The organism is Halomonas sp. 707B3, from assembly GCF_024158645.1.
GTDB lineage: Bacteria > Pseudomonadota > Gammaproteobacteria > Pseudomonadales > Halomonadaceae > Vreelandella > Vreelandella lionensis.
Genome location: NZ_JAMZBE010000079.1, coordinates 1 through 17,525 on the forward strand (window position 1 = coordinate 1; position 17,525 = coordinate 17,525).

Consider the following 17,525-nt stretch of genomic DNA (forward strand, 5'->3'; position numbering starts at 1 on the left):
GTTCTGCCTGGCCGCCAGCGGCGATGCCCACCGGCCGCTGCTCGAGCAGCTGATGGCGGTACTAGAGAACGGCGAAAGCGACAGCTTTGTGGGCAAAAATAGCGCCCAGCTGCTGGCAGCGCTGGCCGGTGAAACCGCCAGCACCCAAACCCGCCGCGTGCGCGTATTGAACCCCCACGGCCTGCACGCTCGCCCGGCTAAACAGCTGGTACAGATCGCCCGCGCCCAGCCCATGCCCATCAACGTGCGCCTGGAAGAAGGCAGCGCCACCACGGTATCTGCCGCCAGCTTAACCAAAGTGATTGGCCTGGGTGCGCGACGTGGCCAATGGCTGATCTTCTCTGCCGAGGGCGAACAGGCAAGCGCCGCGCTAGATGCCATTGCCGCCGCTGTCGAAGAGGGCTTGGGTGAAAAAGTCACTCCGTTCGACGGGGGCCGCGATGCCACGCCCGCTGCCAACGCCAGCAAGCCTGCTGTGGAGCCGCTGGCCGCCGACAAGCCGCACACCGGCGTGGCAGCCTCCCCAGGGTTAGCGATTGCCCCGGTGTTCGTCATTCGCCCGATGCAGTTTGATTACCCGGAGCATGCCAGCGACCCCACCCAAGAGATCGCACGCTTAGAGGCCGCTCTGAAAGAGGGCGCTGCCCAGCTGCAGGCGCTGGTACACAACGCCCCTGGCGGCGAAGTGGCCGACATTCTCTCTATGCACGAAGAGATGCTCGACGACCCCGAATTGCACCAGGCGGCGATTGACGCCATTCGCGAAGGCCGCTCGGCGGAAGCAGGCTGGTGGGAAGCCATCGACACCGCCGCCCACGCCCAAGAGATGCTGGCAGACCGCCTGCTGGCCGAACGCGCCGCCGACCTGCGCGATGTCGGCCGCCGCGTGCTCGGCGTGCTTTGCGACGTTACCCTGCCCGAGCCGCCCGATCACCCCTATATTCTGGTGATGGACGATATCGGCCCTTCTGATGTGGCCCGTTTGGATACCTCCCGCGTGCGCGGCCTGCTGACCGTTCGCGGCGGCGCGACCGCACACAGCGCGATTCTGGCTCGTGCGCTGGGCATTCCTGCGGTAGTCGGTGCCGGTGAAGCGATCATGGCGCTACACAACGGCGGCATGATGATTCTGGATGGCGAGCGCGGCCGCGTGACCTCGCAGCCTTCCGAGGAGCGCCTGCGCCGCGCCGAGCAGCAGCTGCTCGACCAGCAGCAGCGTGAAGCGGACGCCTGGGAGCTGCGCTTCGAGCAGGCGCAAACCCGCGACGGCCACCGGGTTGAGGTTGCCGCCAACCTGGGCAACACCGCCCACGCCGCCGATGCCGTAGAGCGCGGCGCGGAAGGGGTCGGCCTGCTGCGCACCGAGTTCTTGTTCATGGCTTACTCCAGCGCTCCCGATCTGGCTACGCAAATCGCCGAATACCGTGAAGCCACCGATGCGCTTAATGGCCGCCCGCTCGTCGCCCGCACCCTGGACGTCGGCGGCGACAAGCCGCTGCCCTACTGGCCAGTGCCCCAGGAAGACAACCCCTTCCTCGGCCTGCGCGGCATTCGCTTAGCGCTGACCCAACCAGAAGTGCTGGAAACTCAGATTCGCGCGCTGCTGATGGCCGCCGTCGGCAAACCGTTACGCATCATGCTGCCGATGGTCAAAGACGTCGCTGAATTCCGCACCGCCAAAGCCATTTACGACCGCCTGCTCAACGAGATCTCCTCGCAGCAGCGCGCCACCGATGTACAGCTTGGCGTGATGATCGAGGTACCATCGAGCGCCTTGCTAGCACCGACGCTGGCTGCCGAAGTGGACTTCTTCTCGGTCGGCACCAACGATTTAACCCAGTACACCCTCGCGATTGATCGCGGCCACCCAGAGCTATCCGCTCAAGCCGATGGCCTGCACCCAGCGGTACTGCGGTTGATCCAAATGACCGTCGAAGCCGCCCACGCTCACGGCAAATGGGTCGGTGTTTGCGGCGAGCTGGCTTCCGACGCCATGGCCGTGCCGGTTCTGGTGGGCTTGGGTGTTGATGAACTATCGGTGAGCGCACGCCAAATCCCGCTGGTCAAAGCCCGCCTGCGCGAGTTTGATCTTGCCCAAGCCCAGGCCAGCGCCCAGTTAGCGCTGAGTAAAGCCACCAGCGACGAAGTACGCGACGCCCTGGAGGCCAGCTAATGGCACGAGTTGTCTGTATTACGCTCAACCCAGCGCTGGATCTCGCCTTCAACCTGGATGCGCTGACGCTGGGGCACGTCAACCGCCCCACCGGCGCGCAGCTGGAAGCCGCAGGTAAAGGGGTGAACGTCGCGCGGGTGTTGGCAAGCCTAGGCCACGAGGTGATTGTCAGCGGCTTCTTGGGCGAAGAGAACGACGCCCCTTTCAGCCTCGCCTTCCCCCGTTACGGCGTCGAAGATGCCTTCGTGCGGGTGCCAGGCAACACGCGCATCAACGCCAAACTGGCCGAGCAGAGCGGCCGCGTGACCGATATCAACGGCCCCGGCATGCCCATCGAAGCCGCCCACCTGGAGGCTTTACGCATCACGCTAAGCAGCCTGTTTGAAGGTAGCGCGCCGCCTGAGGCCGTGGTGGTCGCAGGCAGCCTGCCTCCCGGCATCGACCAACCCGCGTTTGGCGAGCTGCTTGCCTTCCTGAAAGGTTTCGGGGTGCCGCTGTGGGTGGATACCAGCGGACCGGCGCTGCTCACGGCGATTGCCGCGCAGCCTGCCGCCGTAAAGCCCAACGAAACCGAGCTGGCCGACTGGGCTGGCAGCGCACTTGATTCTGACCAACAGCGCCAAGCCGCCGCCGAGCGGCTGCACGCCAGCGGCATCGAACACGCGCTTATTTCAGCGGGTGCCGAAGGCGTTTTATGGGTGAGCCAGCACGGCATTTGGCAATCCACGCCGCCGACCGTCACCGCCACCAATACCGTTTGCGCGGGCGACACCTTTGTGGCCGGTATGCTCCACGGGCTGCTAAGCCAGCACTCGCCCGAAGATACGCTTCGTTTCGCCACGGCGCTTTCTGCCGAAGCGGTACGCCATGTTGGTGTGGGCACTTCCCACGCCGATGATTTTGACTCACTCCAACAACAGACCCGGGTACGGCGTCTTGACGACACCCACACCGAGGGAGCCACGCGATGAACCTAATCCTGATTACCGCCTGCCCCAGCGGCATGGCGACCACTTTCCTGGCCGCCAAGCGCCTAGAGCAAGCCGCCACGCGGCTGGGCTGGAACGTTCATGTAGAGATGCACGGCGAGATTGCGCCACTGCAAGCCGCCAGCGCCGAGCAGATTGCTAACGCCGATTTGATCGTCGTGGCTGCCGACCACGTGCCCGCCCCAGAGCGGTTCGAAGGCAAGCGGCTATTCCAGGCTCCAATTGCCAGCGCCCTGCCCGACCCCAGCGCCTTTTTAAGCCAAGCTAAGCGGGAAGCGCCGATTTACAGTGCTCCGGCAGCCACTGCTGCCGCCCCGGCCAGCAGCGGGAATGGCAAAAAAATCGTTGCCGTCACCGCCTGCCCCACCGGTGTTGCCCACACCTTTATGGCCGCCGAAGCGCTGGCCGAAGCGGGTAAGGCCATGGGCCACCAGATTCGCGTGGAAACCCAAGGCTCAGTGGGCGCGCAAAACAAACTCACGGAAGCGGAAATCGCCGACGCTGACGTGGTCGTATTGGCCTGCGATATCGAAGTGGATCCTTCACGCTTTGCAGGTAAGCGTATTTATCGCACGTCTACCAGTAACGCGCTGAAAAAGCCGCGCCCGACCCTTGAAGCCGCTTTCACCGATGCCGCCGTTGAGGACGGCACCAGCGCCGCCAGCAGCAGCGCCACCGCCAAAAAAGGCATGAAAGAGAAAGGCGTCTATAAACACCTGCTGACCGGTGTTTCCTTTATGCTGCCCATGGTGGTGGCGGGTGGCTTGTTAATAGCCCTCTCGTTCGTGTTCGGTATCGAAGCGTTCCAGGAAGAAGGCACCCTGGCCGCTGCGCTGATGCAGATTGGTGGCGGCACGGCCTTCGCGCTGATGATTCCCGTTCTGGCGGGCTACATCGCCTACTCCATCGCCGACCGCCCTGGTATTGCCCCCGGCATGATTGGCGGCATGCTCGCCGCCGAGATTGGTTCCGGGTTTATCGGCGGTATTCTGGCCGGTTTCCTGGCGGGCTACGTGGCCCTCGCCGTCACGCGCCATGTAAAACTGCCCTCCAGCGTTGAGTCGCTCAAACCGATTCTGATCATCCCGCTGATTGCCAGCTTGGTCACCGGCCTGACGATGATCTACGTGATTGGCGAGCCGGTGGCTGCCGTGCTGAGCGCGCTCACCAGCTTCTTGGAGTCCATGGGCTCGACCAATGCTGTGCTGCTGGGCATTCTGCTCGGAGCCATGATGTGCTTTGACCTAGGCGGCCCGGTCAACAAAGCGGCCTACACCTTTGGCGTCGGCCTGCTGGCCTCTGAAACCTACGGCCCAATGGCCGCGATCATGGCCGCCGGCATGGTGCCCGCAATTGGTATGGGTATTGCCAGCTTCGTGGCGCGTAATAAGTTCTCTGCCCCCGAGCGCGAAGCGGGTAAAGCCTCGTTCGTGCTGGGCCTGTGCTTTATCAGTGAAGGCGCGATTCCCTTCGCGGCGAAAGACCCGCTGCGCGTGATTCCCGCCTGTATCGCCGGTGGCGCGGTTACAGGTGCGCTTTCTATGCTGGTGGGTGCCAAACTGATGGCTCCCCATGGCGGTATCTTCGTGCTGCTGATTCCTAACGCTATTACCCCGGCTCTGCTTTACCTGGGAGCCATTGTGGTAGGCTCTTTGATTACCGGCCTGGGCTACGCGTTTATCAAGCGTGATGCTGCCCAAGTCGCCGTTGCCAGCTAAAGGCGGCACACTAAGGGCGAGGCAACCTCGCCCTTTTGCTGTTTAGTCAGCCGTTCAAGACGTCCACCACCCCGCTGTTTTATTAACCATTTTTCTTACCATTTATCGCTAACTGTTGTTCTCAAGCGCGCAATATGTAGTATTTTTACATAAATAACAGCGACGCCAGGGGTTGGACACGCCCCGTTAGCGATAACGATGTAAAACAGATGCAAAAACAACAGGACCGCCCGTTATGTTTCAACTCACTCGCAGCGTTACTTGGCAGGCCCTAGAGCGCCTGCGCGATAAAACCGCCAATGACCGAATTCGTGACTACTTTACGAATGATCCGCAGCGCTTTGAAAAAATGAGCCTGCGCGTCGGCGGCCTCTTTCTAGATTACTCCAAGCATCAGGTATCGGATGAAGTGCTGGCCAAACTGATTGAGCTAGCCGACCACTCCGCCCTGGTACAGCGCCGCGCCCAGATGTTCTCTGGCGACATTATCAACGTGACCGAGAACCGTCCGGTACTCCACACCGCCCTACGCCATTTGGGCGATGAGCCGGTGTATGTGGACGGCGAAGACGTGATGCCAGAAATCACCCGCACCCGCGAGCAGATCAAGCTGTTCTCGGAAGCGGTGCGTAGCGGCGAGTGGAAAGGCTATAACGGCCAGCGCATTAAAGACGTGGTCAATATCGGTATTGGTGGCTCGGACCTCGGCCCCAACATGGCGGTGCGTGCGCTGTTGAAGTATCGCCACCCGGAGCTGCACTTCCACTTTGTTTCTAACGTGGACGGCACCCATATTCAGAAAGTGCTGTCGCGGCTAGACCCCGCCACCACGCTGTTTATCGTCTCTACCAAAACCTTCTCCACCCAGGAAACCCTGCTCAACGCCAAGACTGCGCGGCGCTGGTTCCTGGAGAACGCTGGCGAAGACGCGGATGTGGGCGCGCACTTTATTGCCGCCTCCACCAACCGCAAAGCGGCGATGGAGTTCGGTATTCGCGAAGAGAACGTGTTCGAGTTTTGGGCCTGGGTGGGCGGCCGCTACTCCATGTGGTCTTCCATCGGTTTGCCCATTGCACTCTCGATTGGCTTTGAAGGCTTTATTGAGCTGCTGGAAGGCGCCCATGAGATGGACCGCCACTTTATCGAAGCGCCTTTCGCTCAGAACATGCCGGTACTGATGGCGCTGATTGGCATCTGGTACATCAACTTTATCGGCGCGGAAACCCAGGCCATCGTGCCCTACGACCAAGCGCTGAACCAGCTGCCCTCTTTCCTGCAGCAGTTGGATATGGAGTCTAACGGTAAGTCGGTAGATATTTTCGGCCACCCGGTGAACTACAAAACCGGCCCGATTGTATGGGGCCAAACCGGCTCCAACGGCCAGCACGCCTTCTTCCAGCTGCTGCACCAGGGCACGCGCTATGTGCCCATCGACTTTATCGCTTCGCTCAAGCCGGAACCGGGCGTGGAAGACCACCACTTCGCGCTGCTGACCAACATGCTGGCCCAAGCCAACGCCTTCATGGAAGGCAGCCAAGGCGACAGCAAAGAGCTTAGCCAGCTCGACCCCTACAGCTGCCCCGGCAACCGCCCCTCCAGCACTCTGCTGCTCGACGAGCTAACGCCGAAAAACCTGGGCGCGCTGATTGCGCTCTACGAACACAAGGTGTTCGTGCAGGGCGTGATTTGGAACATCAACTCGTTCGACCAGTGGGGCGTACAACTAGGCAAGCGCATTGCGGGTGAAATCAGCGAGCGCATCGACGCCAACGCCGCCGACTTCGACGCTTCTACGCAGGGGCTGCTTGAGCTGGTGCGCGCCCACTTTCCCAGCACGGCGCATCAAACCCAACACGCAGAGCCAACAACGGGTGAAAAAAAACCGGTGCGTAAGAAACGCTAGGTTAAAAGGTAAGTAAGCACAGCGCCTTGGCAAGCTGCCAGGGCGCTTCTGCAATATCTCTTATCATATTGTACGAGGTGAACGTCATGCAGCATCTTCACCAAGCCATCCAGCGCTGCCCGCGAGTAGCAGTATACGGCACGTTAAAGCACGGCCATCGCAATCATCATTGGTTAAACGGCGCTGACATGCTGGGCCAAGACCGTTTAACGGGAATCACACTTTACGACCTTGGCCCCTACCCAGGCGCTAAGCTCACGCCATCCACAGGCGTTGCGGTGGAGGTGTATGCCATTAACGCTGAACAGCTAGCGCGGCTCGACCAGTTGGAGGGCTACTTTCACCACGCGCCAAGCCAAGGCCTCTATAACCGCACGACACTACCTACCCAGTACGGTGACGCATGGTGCTACATCTACAACCCAGCCGTTGAGCAAGGGTCGCTGATGGACAGTGGCGAGTGGTAGTCATCACTACGTTATGGTGTCGGCAACACCTAAAGCTAACGATTGCCCCCAGCTCGCCGGAGCCTGCCCGTCCTCTGCCAAGCACCACAGCACTGGGTAACCGGGCGGCTGGGGCGGAGTGGCAATATAGCCATCGGTAAAGACCACCAGCAGCTCAGGGGGCGAAGCCTCCAATGGTGCAAATTGAGAACTTCGACGGCATTTTGCTTGCCACCACCAACCGCGTGGAAAGCCTAGACCGCGCAGTAATGCGCCGCTTTGATCTCAAGGTCGAGTTTTTACCGCTAGCCCCCGAGCCGCTGCGCGAACTGCTGAAAGCCGTTCTACCCGAACGCGACCACCGCCGTTTAGCCACCATTCCCGCCAACCACCTAGCCCAGCGCCGCCTAACCCCCGGCAACGTGCGTACAGCGCTAGACCAACTGGACTTGCGTGGGCTGCCCATCCGCTTGAACACGCTGCTAGATGCGCTAACGCTGGAAGAGCGCGAACAGCAAGGGCAGCGCCAGCCAATGGGGTTTGTGTAGGGTAATGAACGCCAAGAAAAGCCGCCTACTGCTGGCTGATACGCAGTATAGGGCACTTGGTCATCAGGCGATTCCATTGATCAACGTTGAACGCCTGCACATCAAAGGATTTGCGCCAACCGCTATAACGCGGCCCAGACACCCATTCTGTTCGCCAGAGCCTGTCTCGTAAACCTGCTAACTGAGCAGGCTCTAAGTCACTCAAACCTATTAAGGTAATATAGCGCAGCGGCTTATTGACAACGCCATACTCCAGCCCCAAAAAGATAAGGCTGTCACGCAGTTTTGGGAATAAGTGCCGCTCGATAAGCGATTGGCTGACGATATCCGCAAGAAAGCGTTGCCTCTGCTTTTCTCGATGCTGTTCAGGAATAGCACCGCTCTCTGGGTCTTTAATTTCCAGTAGCCATAATTGCGTGTCCCACTCCACAACAAAATCAACGCCACCCTTTAATAGATGCGTTAAACCAGCGGCTGCCACTTGGTCGTCTAGCTTAATTACTTGACGAGCTTGAGAAAAATCAAAGTATAAATCCGACTCGCACCACTCCGGCTTTGCCTCCCAGGGTTTCACGAAAAGTCCCCCAGCGAGTGACGAACTTCCAAGTCGTAAAGACGCTGAAACTCGTCCGCAATTTTATTAGGCCGAATGTCCCGGTAGCGGCTGAAACTATGTGCAATAACGCCATCCTCCTGCGTTAGCTCAAGGGAGAAGTAGCGTGTAGGCGTCTCCTGACGTGCAAAATCCAATTCCCGCAGAAAGGCATAATCGTGGGTTGCTACAAATACTTGCACACCACGCTCTGCAAGCATAAGCAGAATTTTAGCCACCTCTGGCATGAGCGCAGGGTTAAGGTTCGCTTCTGGCTCATCCCAAAATAGTGTGTTGTTGGCAAATAGCGAGCCATTATGGATCAACTGCCAAATCAGAGCCAATTTGCGGTGCCCTTCTGCCACCAGCGACATTTCCAACTTCTTACTTCCTGCGCTAAGGTGAAATTCATCCCCCTCTAATGTCACCTTTCCACCTACCGTCTTGCGGATGAGCTCTAATAGTGGCTTTTCATCATTGAGTGGCATTCCCTTGCGGGCAGGCAAGTAAGCTTGTTTGATAATATCGTAATAGACTTCCTCGAACGCGAGCTCATATTTATCATAGAGCGAGATAAAGCCGGGAGCGAAAGAGAGCACCTCTTTAACGGGAATGAATACGGGGGAACGCTCGACAGCCCACTCACCCTGGAGTTCAAACGTGTGATGCCTAGTGGTATCAAAGGTAAGCGATAACGACTGGGCCGCACTGTTGGACAAGCTAATGCGCGCCGTATTGCTGCCTTTTTTGCGGTTAACCAAGCGTGATACTTTATCGCCGCTAGGGCGAAAAACCGCCGCCAGCTTCTTTTTCAGTTCAGCCGCATCGTGACCCTGCATCTGCAAGGCATACATTAATTTCATGATATGCGTTTTATCGGTGCCATTGGCACCGATAAGCACGTTCACGCCCGGCGACCACTCGAAAGAGGTTTCCTTAAAGGCGGTAAAATTCTCCAACGCCAGGGTTTGGAACATACGCTTTCCTTCAGTGGTTTACTGAGAGATCAGTGCATTAAATGCTGATATTCTATAAACGTCACGCCACCGGCCAGTGGAAAGTGCTTAGAGAGCTATCTCCATCCAAGAGTTATGCTGCCAAAAGCAAGCCTAGCCACCTGAGCGACACCTAATGTCGCACTGCTGTGGGAAGCTGATTGCTCACCACAGTAGGAGACCGCGCATGGGTAGCATAACGCATTACGATATCATCGGGGATGTTCACGGGCAGTTCGACACGTTAGTGAAGCTGCTAATGCGCTTAGGGTATCGCGAAGAGAGCCAGGGTTGGAGCCAGCCGGGGCACTTGGCGGTGTTTGTCGGCGATCTTATTGATAAGGGGCAGGCCCCATGTGCGGTGCTTCGCTTGGTACGTCAAATGGTCGATGCGGGGCAGGCACTAATGGTAGTGGGAAACCATGAGCTGAACTGGGTACGCGATACCTACCAGCACCAAGACAACCCTCGCGCCTTTATTCAAGCAACGCGACAACATCACGATCGCCAACGGCTGGTCGATGAATTTGCCGCTGAGGAAGACGGCTTAGCGTTGTTGTTGGATCATTTTAAGTGGCTGCGAACACAGCCACTCTACCTCGAAGTGGGGCAGTGCCGCGTGGTGCACGCATGGTGGCATGAAACGTCAATTCAGCATCTCAAGGCAGCCGGTATTCACTGCTTGGATGACCATGCCATGGCGGCCTATCAAGACACTTACTCGCCTACCTATTTTGCAATAGACCGTGTAGTAGCTGGCTGCGAGCATGCACTGCGCCCCTACGCATCAGCGACCGGATTCCGTACCACACGTAAACGTGTGCGCTGGTGGCCTAATGATGTAGGGCTCACTCACCCCATGGAGTTGGAACCAACCTTGGCGCGTGAAAATGGCTACTCAACCAACGCCAACCCTGTCTTTTTTGGTCATTATGCGATGACGGGTTTCCCTATGCGCCTTGGGCGCAATATAGCGTGTTTAGATTATGCAGCGGCCTATGGCGTAGAACTGGTGGCTTATCGCCACTCGCCAGGTGTGGCATTAGCATCAAAGTGGTTCACCAGCGTAAGTGTTGCGCGTTCGTCTACCACAACAAAAACACGCCACGCTGCTATTGCCCGCTAGAGGAACAGAGCCGCAAAGTGATTATGCTTTCGCACTAACCTCCGCCTGGAAGAGCATGAATTTGTGACTACAGCTTTTGCAGGTGGCGGTATAGGTCGGGCCGCTCTTATTCACCACGACGGAGCGCGATTGGCACTCAGCGCAAGTGGGTTTCATCGGCGTGTTTTTATGGCAACTTCCGCAGCGGACGAAATAGCCATATTTGCCGTAGCGGTCTTCCAGCAGATGTGCTTCGCCGCAATGCCTGCAGGTTAAGCGCGCTGTGCGAGGGGCTTCCACCACGCCGGGCTCTCGAATGGTAGGTACTGCATGCTCTTGAGCGGGCTGTGAGGGCTGGTAAGTTTTCCTAGCCTCGGCATCCTGCTGAATTAAAAAGTTGCCTAGCGCTGAAAGCTCTTGTTCGTTGAAACGGGCACGCCCTTTTAATACCGATAACGAACCTAGCGAACCCATCAGTTTCTTAACGTGCTCTACAACAAACTCAGACTTCACCGTGAGTTCAGATATTTTTGCTGGCATTTTCTTGCGGTCTAAAATGGCCGAGCTGGAGACGGCACAAAGCACATGCCACTCTCGCCCACCTACTTGGCCTTGAATGCCGAGAATTTTGCGAACGAACTTCTCAACATTTGCGCGTAACAGGTCTTTCAGTAAGGCCTGCTGCAGCTCGGCTTGCCGTATGGGAGACGGCATACCTCGCCATTCGCCGCGATAGCTGCGAGACCACTCCCCCTCAGCGTTCACATTGACTTTGCCGCTAATACTTTTGGATTCAATGACGATAAAACCAAACGGGTAAACCACCAGATGATCGATCTGCGCGTTTTCTCCGTTATGCGTTAAGCGCAAATCGTTGAAGACTAGCACTTGGTCGTGATCCCCAAACTCGCGGCGCAGGTAAAACGCCACATCCTTTTCTTGCTGGTACCCGTACTGGCTGCGCTTATCACTGGACGCTAAAGCATCTTTTTCCTTCAAGATCACTGCATTTGTCTCCTTACTCAAGCTTCAAGCGCGTTCTTTTGGCCCACTCTGATTAACTGGCTATACGCTTGGCCTTCATATCTAACGCTTACCAAGCTCCGTCCTGGCTAAGATAGAGTACCCATCACCGTGGCTTATTAAAGTGCCCCATTGGGTATCTACGCGTAGACCACCTACCACCCCACCATATTTTCCAGCTCAGTAGCACGCTGGGCGGTTTCCCGTAAAAAGCATTCATTACTCACTACTTGCGCCAGCGTACCGCCCGCCGTGGCGTAGAAGTTGCAGTTGGCGTCTCGGTAGGAGATCCATAAGCGCTGGGCGGCGAGTAAAGCTTCGCGGCGCTCTTCGGAAAGCTCGCTACGGGCATCGCTATACGCCGTGTTTAATCGTGTATCCTGGGCGGCTATTTCATCGGCAATACAGTTCAGCATGTTCACCGTGACGCCACCGGAGGCATCCATGCATTTGTTATAACGGGCGCTATATTCATCATCGGTGCTGCTTTGTGCAGTAGCCGCTAGCGGTAAAAGCACGCAAAATGCAAACGCTACTATTTGATAAACTTTTTGCATTACCATCTCTTATCAGATTTACGAAGCAGTCCAGCAATGCTGGGCTGGTAGCGCGTGGTTTAATCTAAGTATCGTACTGCTTTTAGCTGAGCTTTGCCTTGACCCCAGGTGAAAAGGGTAATGCCCTCTTCTTCTGCAGACTCCACAACAATCGCATCAGCGCCACAGGCGCAGGCATCCGCACGAGCGTTGTTGATCGCTGCTGAAGCACTTTTATCATGCCCAAGCGTTGTGCCCGTTTTTGATGAAATCATGCAAGCCACTTCATAAGGTTGCTCGATGTCATTTTCACTGACGTACTGATCCAACGCACAATTAGCGGGTTTAGCAACCCCCATTGCGACAGGCTGCACTCCTACCGAGCCGCATCCTGCTAATGCAAGAAAGATGAAACTTGCTGTCACTGTGCGAAAGGTAGCTAAGCGGTGCAACATTAGACATATCCCCTGGAAAGAAGATAAGCACCTATTTTGGTGCTTATCTTTATGCCTTACTGCTGAGATTCGGCACGATTGATTGGGATTACAAAGTTAGAGGGGTAGTCCCGGTGTTTATCGGTAATAGCATCCGTAATGCCAAAGTCGATAAATACCGCACTCGCTACGATCTTAGCTCCCACAGTGCTAGGGATTGAACCAAACGCTTCGCGACCGTCGAATGTTTCACAATCGTATTTCAGGTCATCATCTGAGCGCCGGATAGGATAAGTACCAGGGATAGTAGCTTGCCACGAACCACGCTTATTCTGTAACTTGCATTGCCCATCAGAGCCATCACTAAACGATAGAGCGACAGGTACTGTTGGGTCGTTAGTGAGAGTGGCACAACCTGATAACACGGCCATACTAACCACCGCAAATCCTAACTTCAGCATTTTCATTACAATGATCCCTTTTGATCCATATTTATCGTAGTGGCTTTAGCCACTCTTCTATTACGCAGCCACCATGGCCACGCATTTGGCTTTATACCAAATTCTATTGATACCCCCATGCTCCGACATCTTATGTCGCAACATATGCTTCATGCTAAACAGCGGAGGGAGTTAATGATAGTGAGGTTATCATTATGATGCATGGCGGGCTAGTGATTCAGGCTACTACTTTCTCTTATCGCCCTCCTCTCCACATAACGCCTAAGTATGCATATTCAAAAATAACGCGACATTAGTTGTCGCATCATCACTATAACGTGCACCTCTAACATCGCGGAGGGTAAAGATGATGGTGATGATGCCCAATTGTTTAATTACTGATGATTGCGCTCGACAGGAGCTTGCGAAGTGGCAGGCGGATCGCGACACATGGGCCGAAACGCTGCCTGTTATGAGCTTTTTTAGCCAGTTCTTAATGTTGTCTCCTATTACTGATCAATATTTCGGTAGCGCCAGCACCGATGGCAAGTTTCTCTATTTTTGCCCTCGCTATAGCGCCACGCTGACGGAAGAAGCGCGCCACTATTTGCAGGCGCATCTGATTTGGCATTGTGTGGCGGGGCATCTTACCGCCCCCTTGGTAGCTAGTCGGCATCGTTGGCACCTGGCGTGCGACCATGAAGTGAACACGCTGCTGCTGGCGTTAGGTGTTGCGCTACCGGTTGATGCACCGCTGTTTCCGGTGTGCGTGGGCCGCAATGCAATGGAGGTGTATCGCTGGTTGGAGGGGCACCCTGGCACGTCTCTCGAAGTCACGGCAGATACTCACCCTGCCGAGCTTTGGTGGCACTTGCCCAATGCGCAACCCGATGTGCGAGTTGCCATGCTCTGGCGTCATCGCGCTCACCTAATCGCCAAAGAGACCAATGGGTTACCCGAGAGAGTCGCTAAGTTTTGTGAGGCGCGGTAAACTCTTAATCTTTATCACAGTGGCCAAGGTTGGCGTTACTATGTCCGAAGCACGCGATACGCTCTTTCGTTATTTAACCATGCTGCAGCTGATTCCCCGCTTTCCTGGGCGTATCGCGACCCCTGTGCTAAAGGAGAAGCTTGCCGAGCGCGGTTTTAAGATCGACACTCGCTCCCTACAGCGTGACCTTAGCCAGAAGCTCTCCACTCAGTTTCCGATTGGCTGCGACGATAGCCAGAAGCCTTACCGCTGGTATTTTGATCGTGATTTTCAGTGCCAGCTACCGGCACTGGATGTACCCAGCGCCTTAACGCTGGTGCTAGCGGAAGAGTATTTAAAAGGGCTCTTACCCCCGGTGGTGGTCGGACAATTATCGCCCCACTTTACCGATGCTCGGCGGTTATTGGATGAAATGAACGCCAACGGGCTTAGCCAATGGGCAAAAAAAGTACGTGCCATTCCTAATGGTAAAGCGCTGATTCCGGCTGAAATAGATGAGTCCACTTGGCAAACTATTTCTGAAGCCTTGCTTGAGCAAAAGGCAGTTGATGTTGTCTATTTGTCGCGCTCCAGCGAAACAGAAAAGCCGTTCACGCTTCATCCGCAAGGCATCGTCAGCCGCCATAGCGCGACTTATTTACTGGCCCATGTAAACGGGTTTGAGGATTTGCGTCAGTTTGCCCTGCATCGCATTAAACAAGCCTCGCTCAGCCAACACCCCTGGCAGTCACAATCTGATTTTGATATTGACCACTATATTCAGAGCGGCGCGTTTGGTTATCGGCAAGGGCCAAGCGATGTGACACTGGAAGCCGAAATCGCAAAACCTGTGGCGTGGTTGCTGCAGGAAACACCGCTTTCTGAGACGCAAACCATTGAAGCCCTCCCCGACAGTAACTGGTACCGGTTAACCGCCCAAGTACCGGATGACCAGCAAACCCTCTGGTGGCTGATGGGCATGGGCGCCAATGTGAAAGTCACCGCCCCTGCCACGTGGCGTGAGGCATTAAAAAAGAGTGCTGAGCAGGTACTAGCGCACTACCAGGACACGCCGCTTGCCTGCGAGACACACTGAGGCTTTGTACGAAAACTGCCTGCGCTCGGATTGGCGCTGCATGGCCACGCTGAAATGTTAATGGGGAGACATAATGGATAACGATACCCGCTTACTCGCGTTTTATCGCGGTGAATCCCCTGATCATAAAGGGCGTTTACTTGAAGATATCTGGGCGCTCTCGCCTTTTTGGCTAGAGCATACCCACGACTATATTCAGTGGCTGTTTCCTATTCCAGAAGCGAGCCGTTTTAATAGCTTTGCGCCGCTCTTAACGCCTGCGGTGCAAGCAGCTTTTGCGAATGACGAGCGCTTACGCCACCACCAGCAACGCTCACTGGATGTAATGTTAAATTTTTTGGGGCTAACACGGGATGGCAACGTCATCACCGCTCAGCCAACGCTATCGATACAAACCCATATCTGGTTGAAAGCTGGGGGCCATAACCATCTGCGTATTACGCGCATGATTCGGTCGTTAGCGTTATGCCACCAACCAACTTTGGCCCGCGCGCTCCAACAAGCGGTGATTGAGATTGGTACGCAGCATGGCGTGGTGGGTGAAACATCCGTTCGTTATTGGCAAGGTGCTATTTAATGAAAATTAAACTATTTGTTACGCTACTTACATAACTCACATAGGAATAATTAACAATATGAAGAAAATTGCATATATCGAAGATAACATCGTTCCGCAGATGTTCACTACCGCTATTGAAGCATACAAATTTAGCCATAGAAGCACTCTGCGCTCAAAAGGGTTTGACCAACTGGAAACTTTTGGGCTGTTATGGGGCTACTCTATTCCGGCCAAGGGTACATTACCTGCCAAAGTCATCGCCACAATGGCCACCGTTGAAACTTCCGCAGTTCGCCATAACGAGTGGGTAGCCCCCAACTTTGACTCATTACGTAGCAAAAAAGAGTTTTTTGAACACTACTGGCCCAATATAGAGCTAGTTGGAACCTTTCATTCACATCCTTATAAAAACCTCTCAGAGGTTAACGACTATAAGGGATGGAAAGCCTCCGAAGGTGATCAAGAGTTCTGGCCCCATTTCCATGAAGAAGTAGCCCCGGAACAACCATTACTCGCGCATCTCATCGTGACGGTAGCTAATTTGGAAAAAACAGGCTGGGCACTACCAGACCGGCTGAAAGGAAGTGAAAGCTCAAAAGGCTATGTACTTTCAGCTAAAAGTATAAAATTGTGGCTCAGATCTTATGCATCCAGCATATTAGAGCAGGAAAATGGAATAACCTACGAGTACTCCGATGATATGGGGCTTGAAATTCCTTCCTTAGAGCGGCGCTTCTTGTGAGCCGACCGACACACTAATATATAGATAGCAAAAATATCAAATAAAATCAGCAGCCTATAACACTTACCAGAGTATTCATGGCTGCCTTTGGTACAGCTCTATCAGCAATAAGGCTCTATTAGACAGGGCTAAGTATCTTATCGTTTTTCAGGCTCGTCTGGTATTAGGGCCAGCAGGTCTGTGTCGCCAACATCGATACCTACCTGGAAGAGCAAGGTGCTCACTTGTCCGCGATGGTGGGTTTGGTGGTTGAAGAAGTGGTAGATAAGCTGTGAGAAGCGTTTACTTGATGCCACGCCTTTCGTGTTGTGGTAACTCAGAGCGGCGTTTAACTCATCATCTGTTAGCGCGACGATCCAGTTGATAATGACGTCATCTAGCCATTTACGATGTGCTGTTAAACCTTCCAAATCATCAAACATCGGCTGATCAAGCCGGCCTGGAATAGGCAGCGGCTCCATAACGGCCAAAGTGGTTGAGGAGGAATGGTGGGTCGCAAACCGCTTTAGCCAAAGCGTATCGGCAACGACTAAATGGTTCAGCGTACCTAGAATAGAGCCAAAAAAAGCCCCTCGCTCTTCGGCCAGTTCAGCTGCGCTCAACCTGCTGGCTGCGTCATATACCTTTGCATTCATCCACTGGTTATACCGTGCCATCAGTACAAAATGCGCTTGCAGGCTCATAAGGCAAATTCCCTCTTTCCAGGCAAACCATCACGCACTCATCAGTATGGGCTAGCAGTGTCTTTTATTCCTGCTTGAGTGAAGCCAATCGCTTGGTACTTGCACCTTCTTTCATACGCCATATACTGTATGTTTAAACATATATAGCGACATATCTTACGAGGTGGCAGATGGCGGCGTTTGACCCTTCCCGCGCTACCGTGCATAAAGGGCGCGGTGCAACCTACGACCCGCATAACCGCTTCGCCCCTACCCGCAGCGTGGCGGAGGATGACGGCTGGTGGCAGGAAGAAGCCTCTATTTCGCTGGCAACAGAAGTGCGCGAGGAAGCCAGTAAAAGCGCACTCTCTTGGAACAAATCGCCAGATTTACCTTTTGATCGTTCGCTTAATCCCTATCGCGGCTGTGAGCATGGCTGTGTCTACTGCTATGCGCGCCCCTCCCACGCCTATTGGGATTTATCACCGGGGCTGGATGAATCGCCCCGGATATTCTAGACACCCGTTAGGCTCTTAAAGTAACGCCTTTCATACTCAACCGGTGACAAGTTATCACTTGTGCTGTGTCGGCGCT

18 protein-coding genes and 1 pseudogene are annotated in these 17,525 nt (G+C 55.2%); 12 read left to right on the forward strand and 7 right to left on the reverse strand.

Annotation, left to right across the window (positions count from 1 at the left end; translation table 11 throughout):
• The 6 genes from ptsP to BIS10_RS11500 all read left to right on the forward strand — a co-directional run.
• Window positions 1–2,173 (forward strand): phosphoenolpyruvate--protein phosphotransferase (gene ptsP / locus BIS10_RS11475; RefSeq protein WP_253505414.1); only part of this gene is annotated, 2,173 nt, incomplete at its 5' end.
• Window positions 2,173–3,144 carry a 1-phosphofructokinase gene (pfkB, locus tag BIS10_RS11480; protein WP_253505415.1) on the forward strand — a complete coding sequence of 324 codons (972 nt, stop codon included), beginning with the start codon at window positions 2,173–2,175 and terminating at the stop codon, window positions 3,142–3,144. The genes ptsP and pfkB, both read left to right, overlap by 1 nt.
• Complete coding sequence (locus BIS10_RS11485; protein WP_253505416.1) at window positions 3,141–4,880, forward strand: PTS fructose-like transporter subunit IIB; 1,740 nt, start codon at window positions 3,141–3,143, stop codon at window positions 4,878–4,880. The genes pfkB and BIS10_RS11485 overlap by 4 nt, the downstream gene beginning before the upstream one ends.
• A 235-nt stretch (window positions 4,881–5,115) precedes the next feature.
• Entirely contained in the window at window positions 5,116–6,783 is a 1,668-nt protein-coding gene (gene pgi, locus BIS10_RS11490; protein WP_253505417.1) for a glucose-6-phosphate isomerase, read from the forward strand.
• Window positions 6,784–6,869: 86 nt separating this feature from the next.
• Window positions 6,870–7,250 carry a gamma-glutamylcyclotransferase gene (locus BIS10_RS11495; RefSeq protein ID WP_083026010.1) on the forward strand — a complete coding sequence of 127 codons (381 nt, stop codon included), beginning with the start codon at window positions 6,870–6,872 and terminating at the stop codon, window positions 7,248–7,250.
• A gap of 173 nt (window positions 7,251–7,423) precedes the next feature.
• Complete coding sequence (locus BIS10_RS11500; protein WP_083026012.1) at window positions 7,424–7,777, forward strand: hypothetical protein; 354 nt, start codon at window positions 7,424–7,426, stop codon at window positions 7,775–7,777.
• Between the two features lie 25 nt (window positions 7,778–7,802).
• On the opposite strand, the gene BIS10_RS11505 is transcribed toward BIS10_RS11500, so the two are convergent.
• Window positions 7,803–8,351 (reverse strand): hypothetical protein, encoded by a 549-nt coding sequence (locus BIS10_RS11505; protein ID WP_054645381.1) that lies wholly within the window; start codon window positions 8,349–8,351, stop codon window positions 7,803–7,805.
• Entirely contained in the window at window positions 8,348–9,346 is a 999-nt protein-coding gene (locus tag BIS10_RS11510) for an ATP/GTP-binding protein (protein ID WP_253505418.1), read from the reverse strand. Before BIS10_RS11510 ends, BIS10_RS11505 begins: the two co-directional genes overlap by 4 nt.
• A gap of 205 nt (window positions 9,347–9,551) precedes the next feature.
• Between BIS10_RS11510 and BIS10_RS11515 the strand changes: the two genes are divergently transcribed.
• Window positions 9,552–10,490 (forward strand): metallophosphoesterase, encoded by a 939-nt coding sequence (locus BIS10_RS11515; protein ID WP_161491527.1) that lies wholly within the window; start codon window positions 9,552–9,554, stop codon window positions 10,488–10,490.
• A gap of 21 nt (window positions 10,491–10,511) precedes the next feature.
• Here the strand turns inward: BIS10_RS11515 and BIS10_RS11520 are convergent, their stop codons facing one another.
• From BIS10_RS11520 to BIS10_RS11535, 4 genes are all read right to left on the reverse strand, one after another.
• Entirely contained in the window at window positions 10,512–11,474 is a 963-nt protein-coding gene (locus BIS10_RS11520; RefSeq protein ID WP_083026018.1) for a nuclease-related domain-containing protein, read from the reverse strand.
• Window positions 11,475–11,647: 173 nt separating this feature from the next.
• Window positions 11,648–12,049, reverse strand: coding sequence for a lysozyme inhibitor LprI family protein (locus BIS10_RS11525; RefSeq protein WP_083026019.1), 402 nt, complete (start codon window positions 12,047–12,049; stop codon window positions 11,648–11,650).
• Window positions 12,050–12,108: 59 nt separating this feature from the next.
• On the reverse strand, window positions 12,109–12,483 hold the full coding sequence (locus BIS10_RS11530; RefSeq protein WP_139794520.1) for a hypothetical protein: 375 nt from the start codon (window positions 12,481–12,483) through the stop codon (window positions 12,109–12,111).
• Between the two features lie 56 nt (window positions 12,484–12,539).
• On the reverse strand, window positions 12,540–12,929 hold the full coding sequence (locus BIS10_RS11535; protein WP_083026021.1) for a hypothetical protein: 390 nt from the start codon (window positions 12,927–12,929) through the stop codon (window positions 12,540–12,542).
• Between the two features lie 340 nt (window positions 12,930–13,269).
• Between BIS10_RS11535 and BIS10_RS11540 the strand changes: the two genes are divergently transcribed.
• The 4 genes from BIS10_RS11540 to BIS10_RS11555 all read left to right on the forward strand — a co-directional run bounded on the left by BIS10_RS11540 (window position 13,270) and on the right by BIS10_RS11555 (window position 16,269).
• Window positions 13,270–13,893: a hypothetical protein gene (locus tag BIS10_RS11540; protein ID WP_253505419.1), complete on the forward strand. Its 624-nt coding sequence runs from the start codon at window positions 13,270–13,272 to the stop codon at window positions 13,891–13,893.
• 40 nt (window positions 13,894–13,933) lie between these two features.
• The gene (locus BIS10_RS11545) at window positions 13,934–14,968 is read left to right on the forward strand and encodes a YafY family protein (protein WP_253505420.1); all 1,035 of its coding nucleotides are present in this window, start codon (window positions 13,934–13,936) and stop codon (window positions 14,966–14,968) included.
• Window positions 14,969–15,041: 73 nt separating this feature from the next.
• Window positions 15,042–15,545 (forward strand): opioid growth factor receptor-related protein, encoded by a 504-nt coding sequence (locus BIS10_RS11550; protein WP_083026023.1) that lies wholly within the window; start codon window positions 15,042–15,044, stop codon window positions 15,543–15,545.
• Between the two features lie 58 nt (window positions 15,546–15,603).
• Window positions 15,604–16,269 carry a hypothetical protein gene (locus BIS10_RS11555; RefSeq protein WP_083026025.1) on the forward strand — a complete coding sequence of 222 codons (666 nt, stop codon included), beginning with the start codon at window positions 15,604–15,606 and terminating at the stop codon, window positions 16,267–16,269.
• 137 nt (window positions 16,270–16,406) lie between these two features.
• Here the strand turns inward: BIS10_RS11555 and BIS10_RS11560 are convergent, their stop codons facing one another.
• Window positions 16,407–16,952, reverse strand: coding sequence for a DinB family protein (locus BIS10_RS11560; protein WP_083026027.1), 546 nt, complete (start codon window positions 16,950–16,952; stop codon window positions 16,407–16,409).
• 170 nt (window positions 16,953–17,122) lie between these two features.
• Between BIS10_RS11560 and BIS10_RS11565 the strand changes: the two are divergent.
• Window positions 17,123–17,428 (forward strand): annotated as a pseudogene (locus tag BIS10_RS11565) (radical SAM protein); the annotation flags it as partial.
• Window positions 17,429–17,525: the final 97 nt, after the last annotated feature.

Excerpts from the sequence above, each read along its gene's own strand:
- pfkB (WP_253505415.1), top strand. The coding sequence starts at position 2,173 with ATGGCACGAGTTGTCTGTATTACGCTCAACCCAGCGCTGGATCTCGCC.
- BIS10_RS11485 (WP_253505416.1), top strand. The coding sequence starts at position 3,141 with ATGAACCTAATCCTGATTACCGCCTGCCCCAGCGGCATGGCGACCACT.
- pgi (WP_253505417.1), top strand. The coding sequence starts at position 5,116 with ATGTTTCAACTCACTCGCAGCGTTACTTGGCAGGCCCTAGAGCGCCTG.
- BIS10_RS11495 (WP_083026010.1), top strand. The coding sequence starts at position 6,870 with ATGCAGCATCTTCACCAAGCCATCCAGCGCTGCCCGCGAGTAGCAGTA.
- BIS10_RS11500 (WP_083026012.1), top strand. The coding sequence starts at position 7,424 with ATGGTGCAAATTGAGAACTTCGACGGCATTTTGCTTGCCACCACCAAC.
- BIS10_RS11510 (WP_253505418.1), bottom strand. The coding sequence starts at position 9,346 with ATGTTCCAAACCCTGGCGTTGGAGAATTTTACCGCCTTTAAGGAAACC.
- BIS10_RS11515 (WP_161491527.1), top strand. The coding sequence starts at position 9,552 with ATGGGTAGCATAACGCATTACGATATCATCGGGGATGTTCACGGGCAG.
- BIS10_RS11525 (WP_083026019.1), bottom strand. The coding sequence starts at position 12,049 with ATGCAAAAAGTTTATCAAATAGTAGCGTTTGCATTTTGCGTGCTTTTA.
- BIS10_RS11530 (WP_139794520.1), bottom strand. The coding sequence starts at position 12,483 with ATGTTGCACCGCTTAGCTACCTTTCGCACAGTGACAGCAAGTTTCATC.
- BIS10_RS11535 (WP_083026021.1), bottom strand. The coding sequence starts at position 12,929 with ATGAAAATGCTGAAGTTAGGATTTGCGGTGGTTAGTATGGCCGTGTTA.
- BIS10_RS11540 (WP_253505419.1), top strand. The coding sequence starts at position 13,270 with ATGATGGTGATGATGCCCAATTGTTTAATTACTGATGATTGCGCTCGA.
- BIS10_RS11545 (WP_253505420.1), top strand. The coding sequence starts at position 13,934 with ATGTCCGAAGCACGCGATACGCTCTTTCGTTATTTAACCATGCTGCAG.
- BIS10_RS11550 (WP_083026023.1), top strand. The coding sequence starts at position 15,042 with ATGGATAACGATACCCGCTTACTCGCGTTTTATCGCGGTGAATCCCCT.
- BIS10_RS11555 (WP_083026025.1), top strand. The coding sequence starts at position 15,604 with ATGAAGAAAATTGCATATATCGAAGATAACATCGTTCCGCAGATGTTC.
- BIS10_RS11560 (WP_083026027.1), bottom strand. The coding sequence starts at position 16,952 with ATGAGCCTGCAAGCGCATTTTGTACTGATGGCACGGTATAACCAGTGG.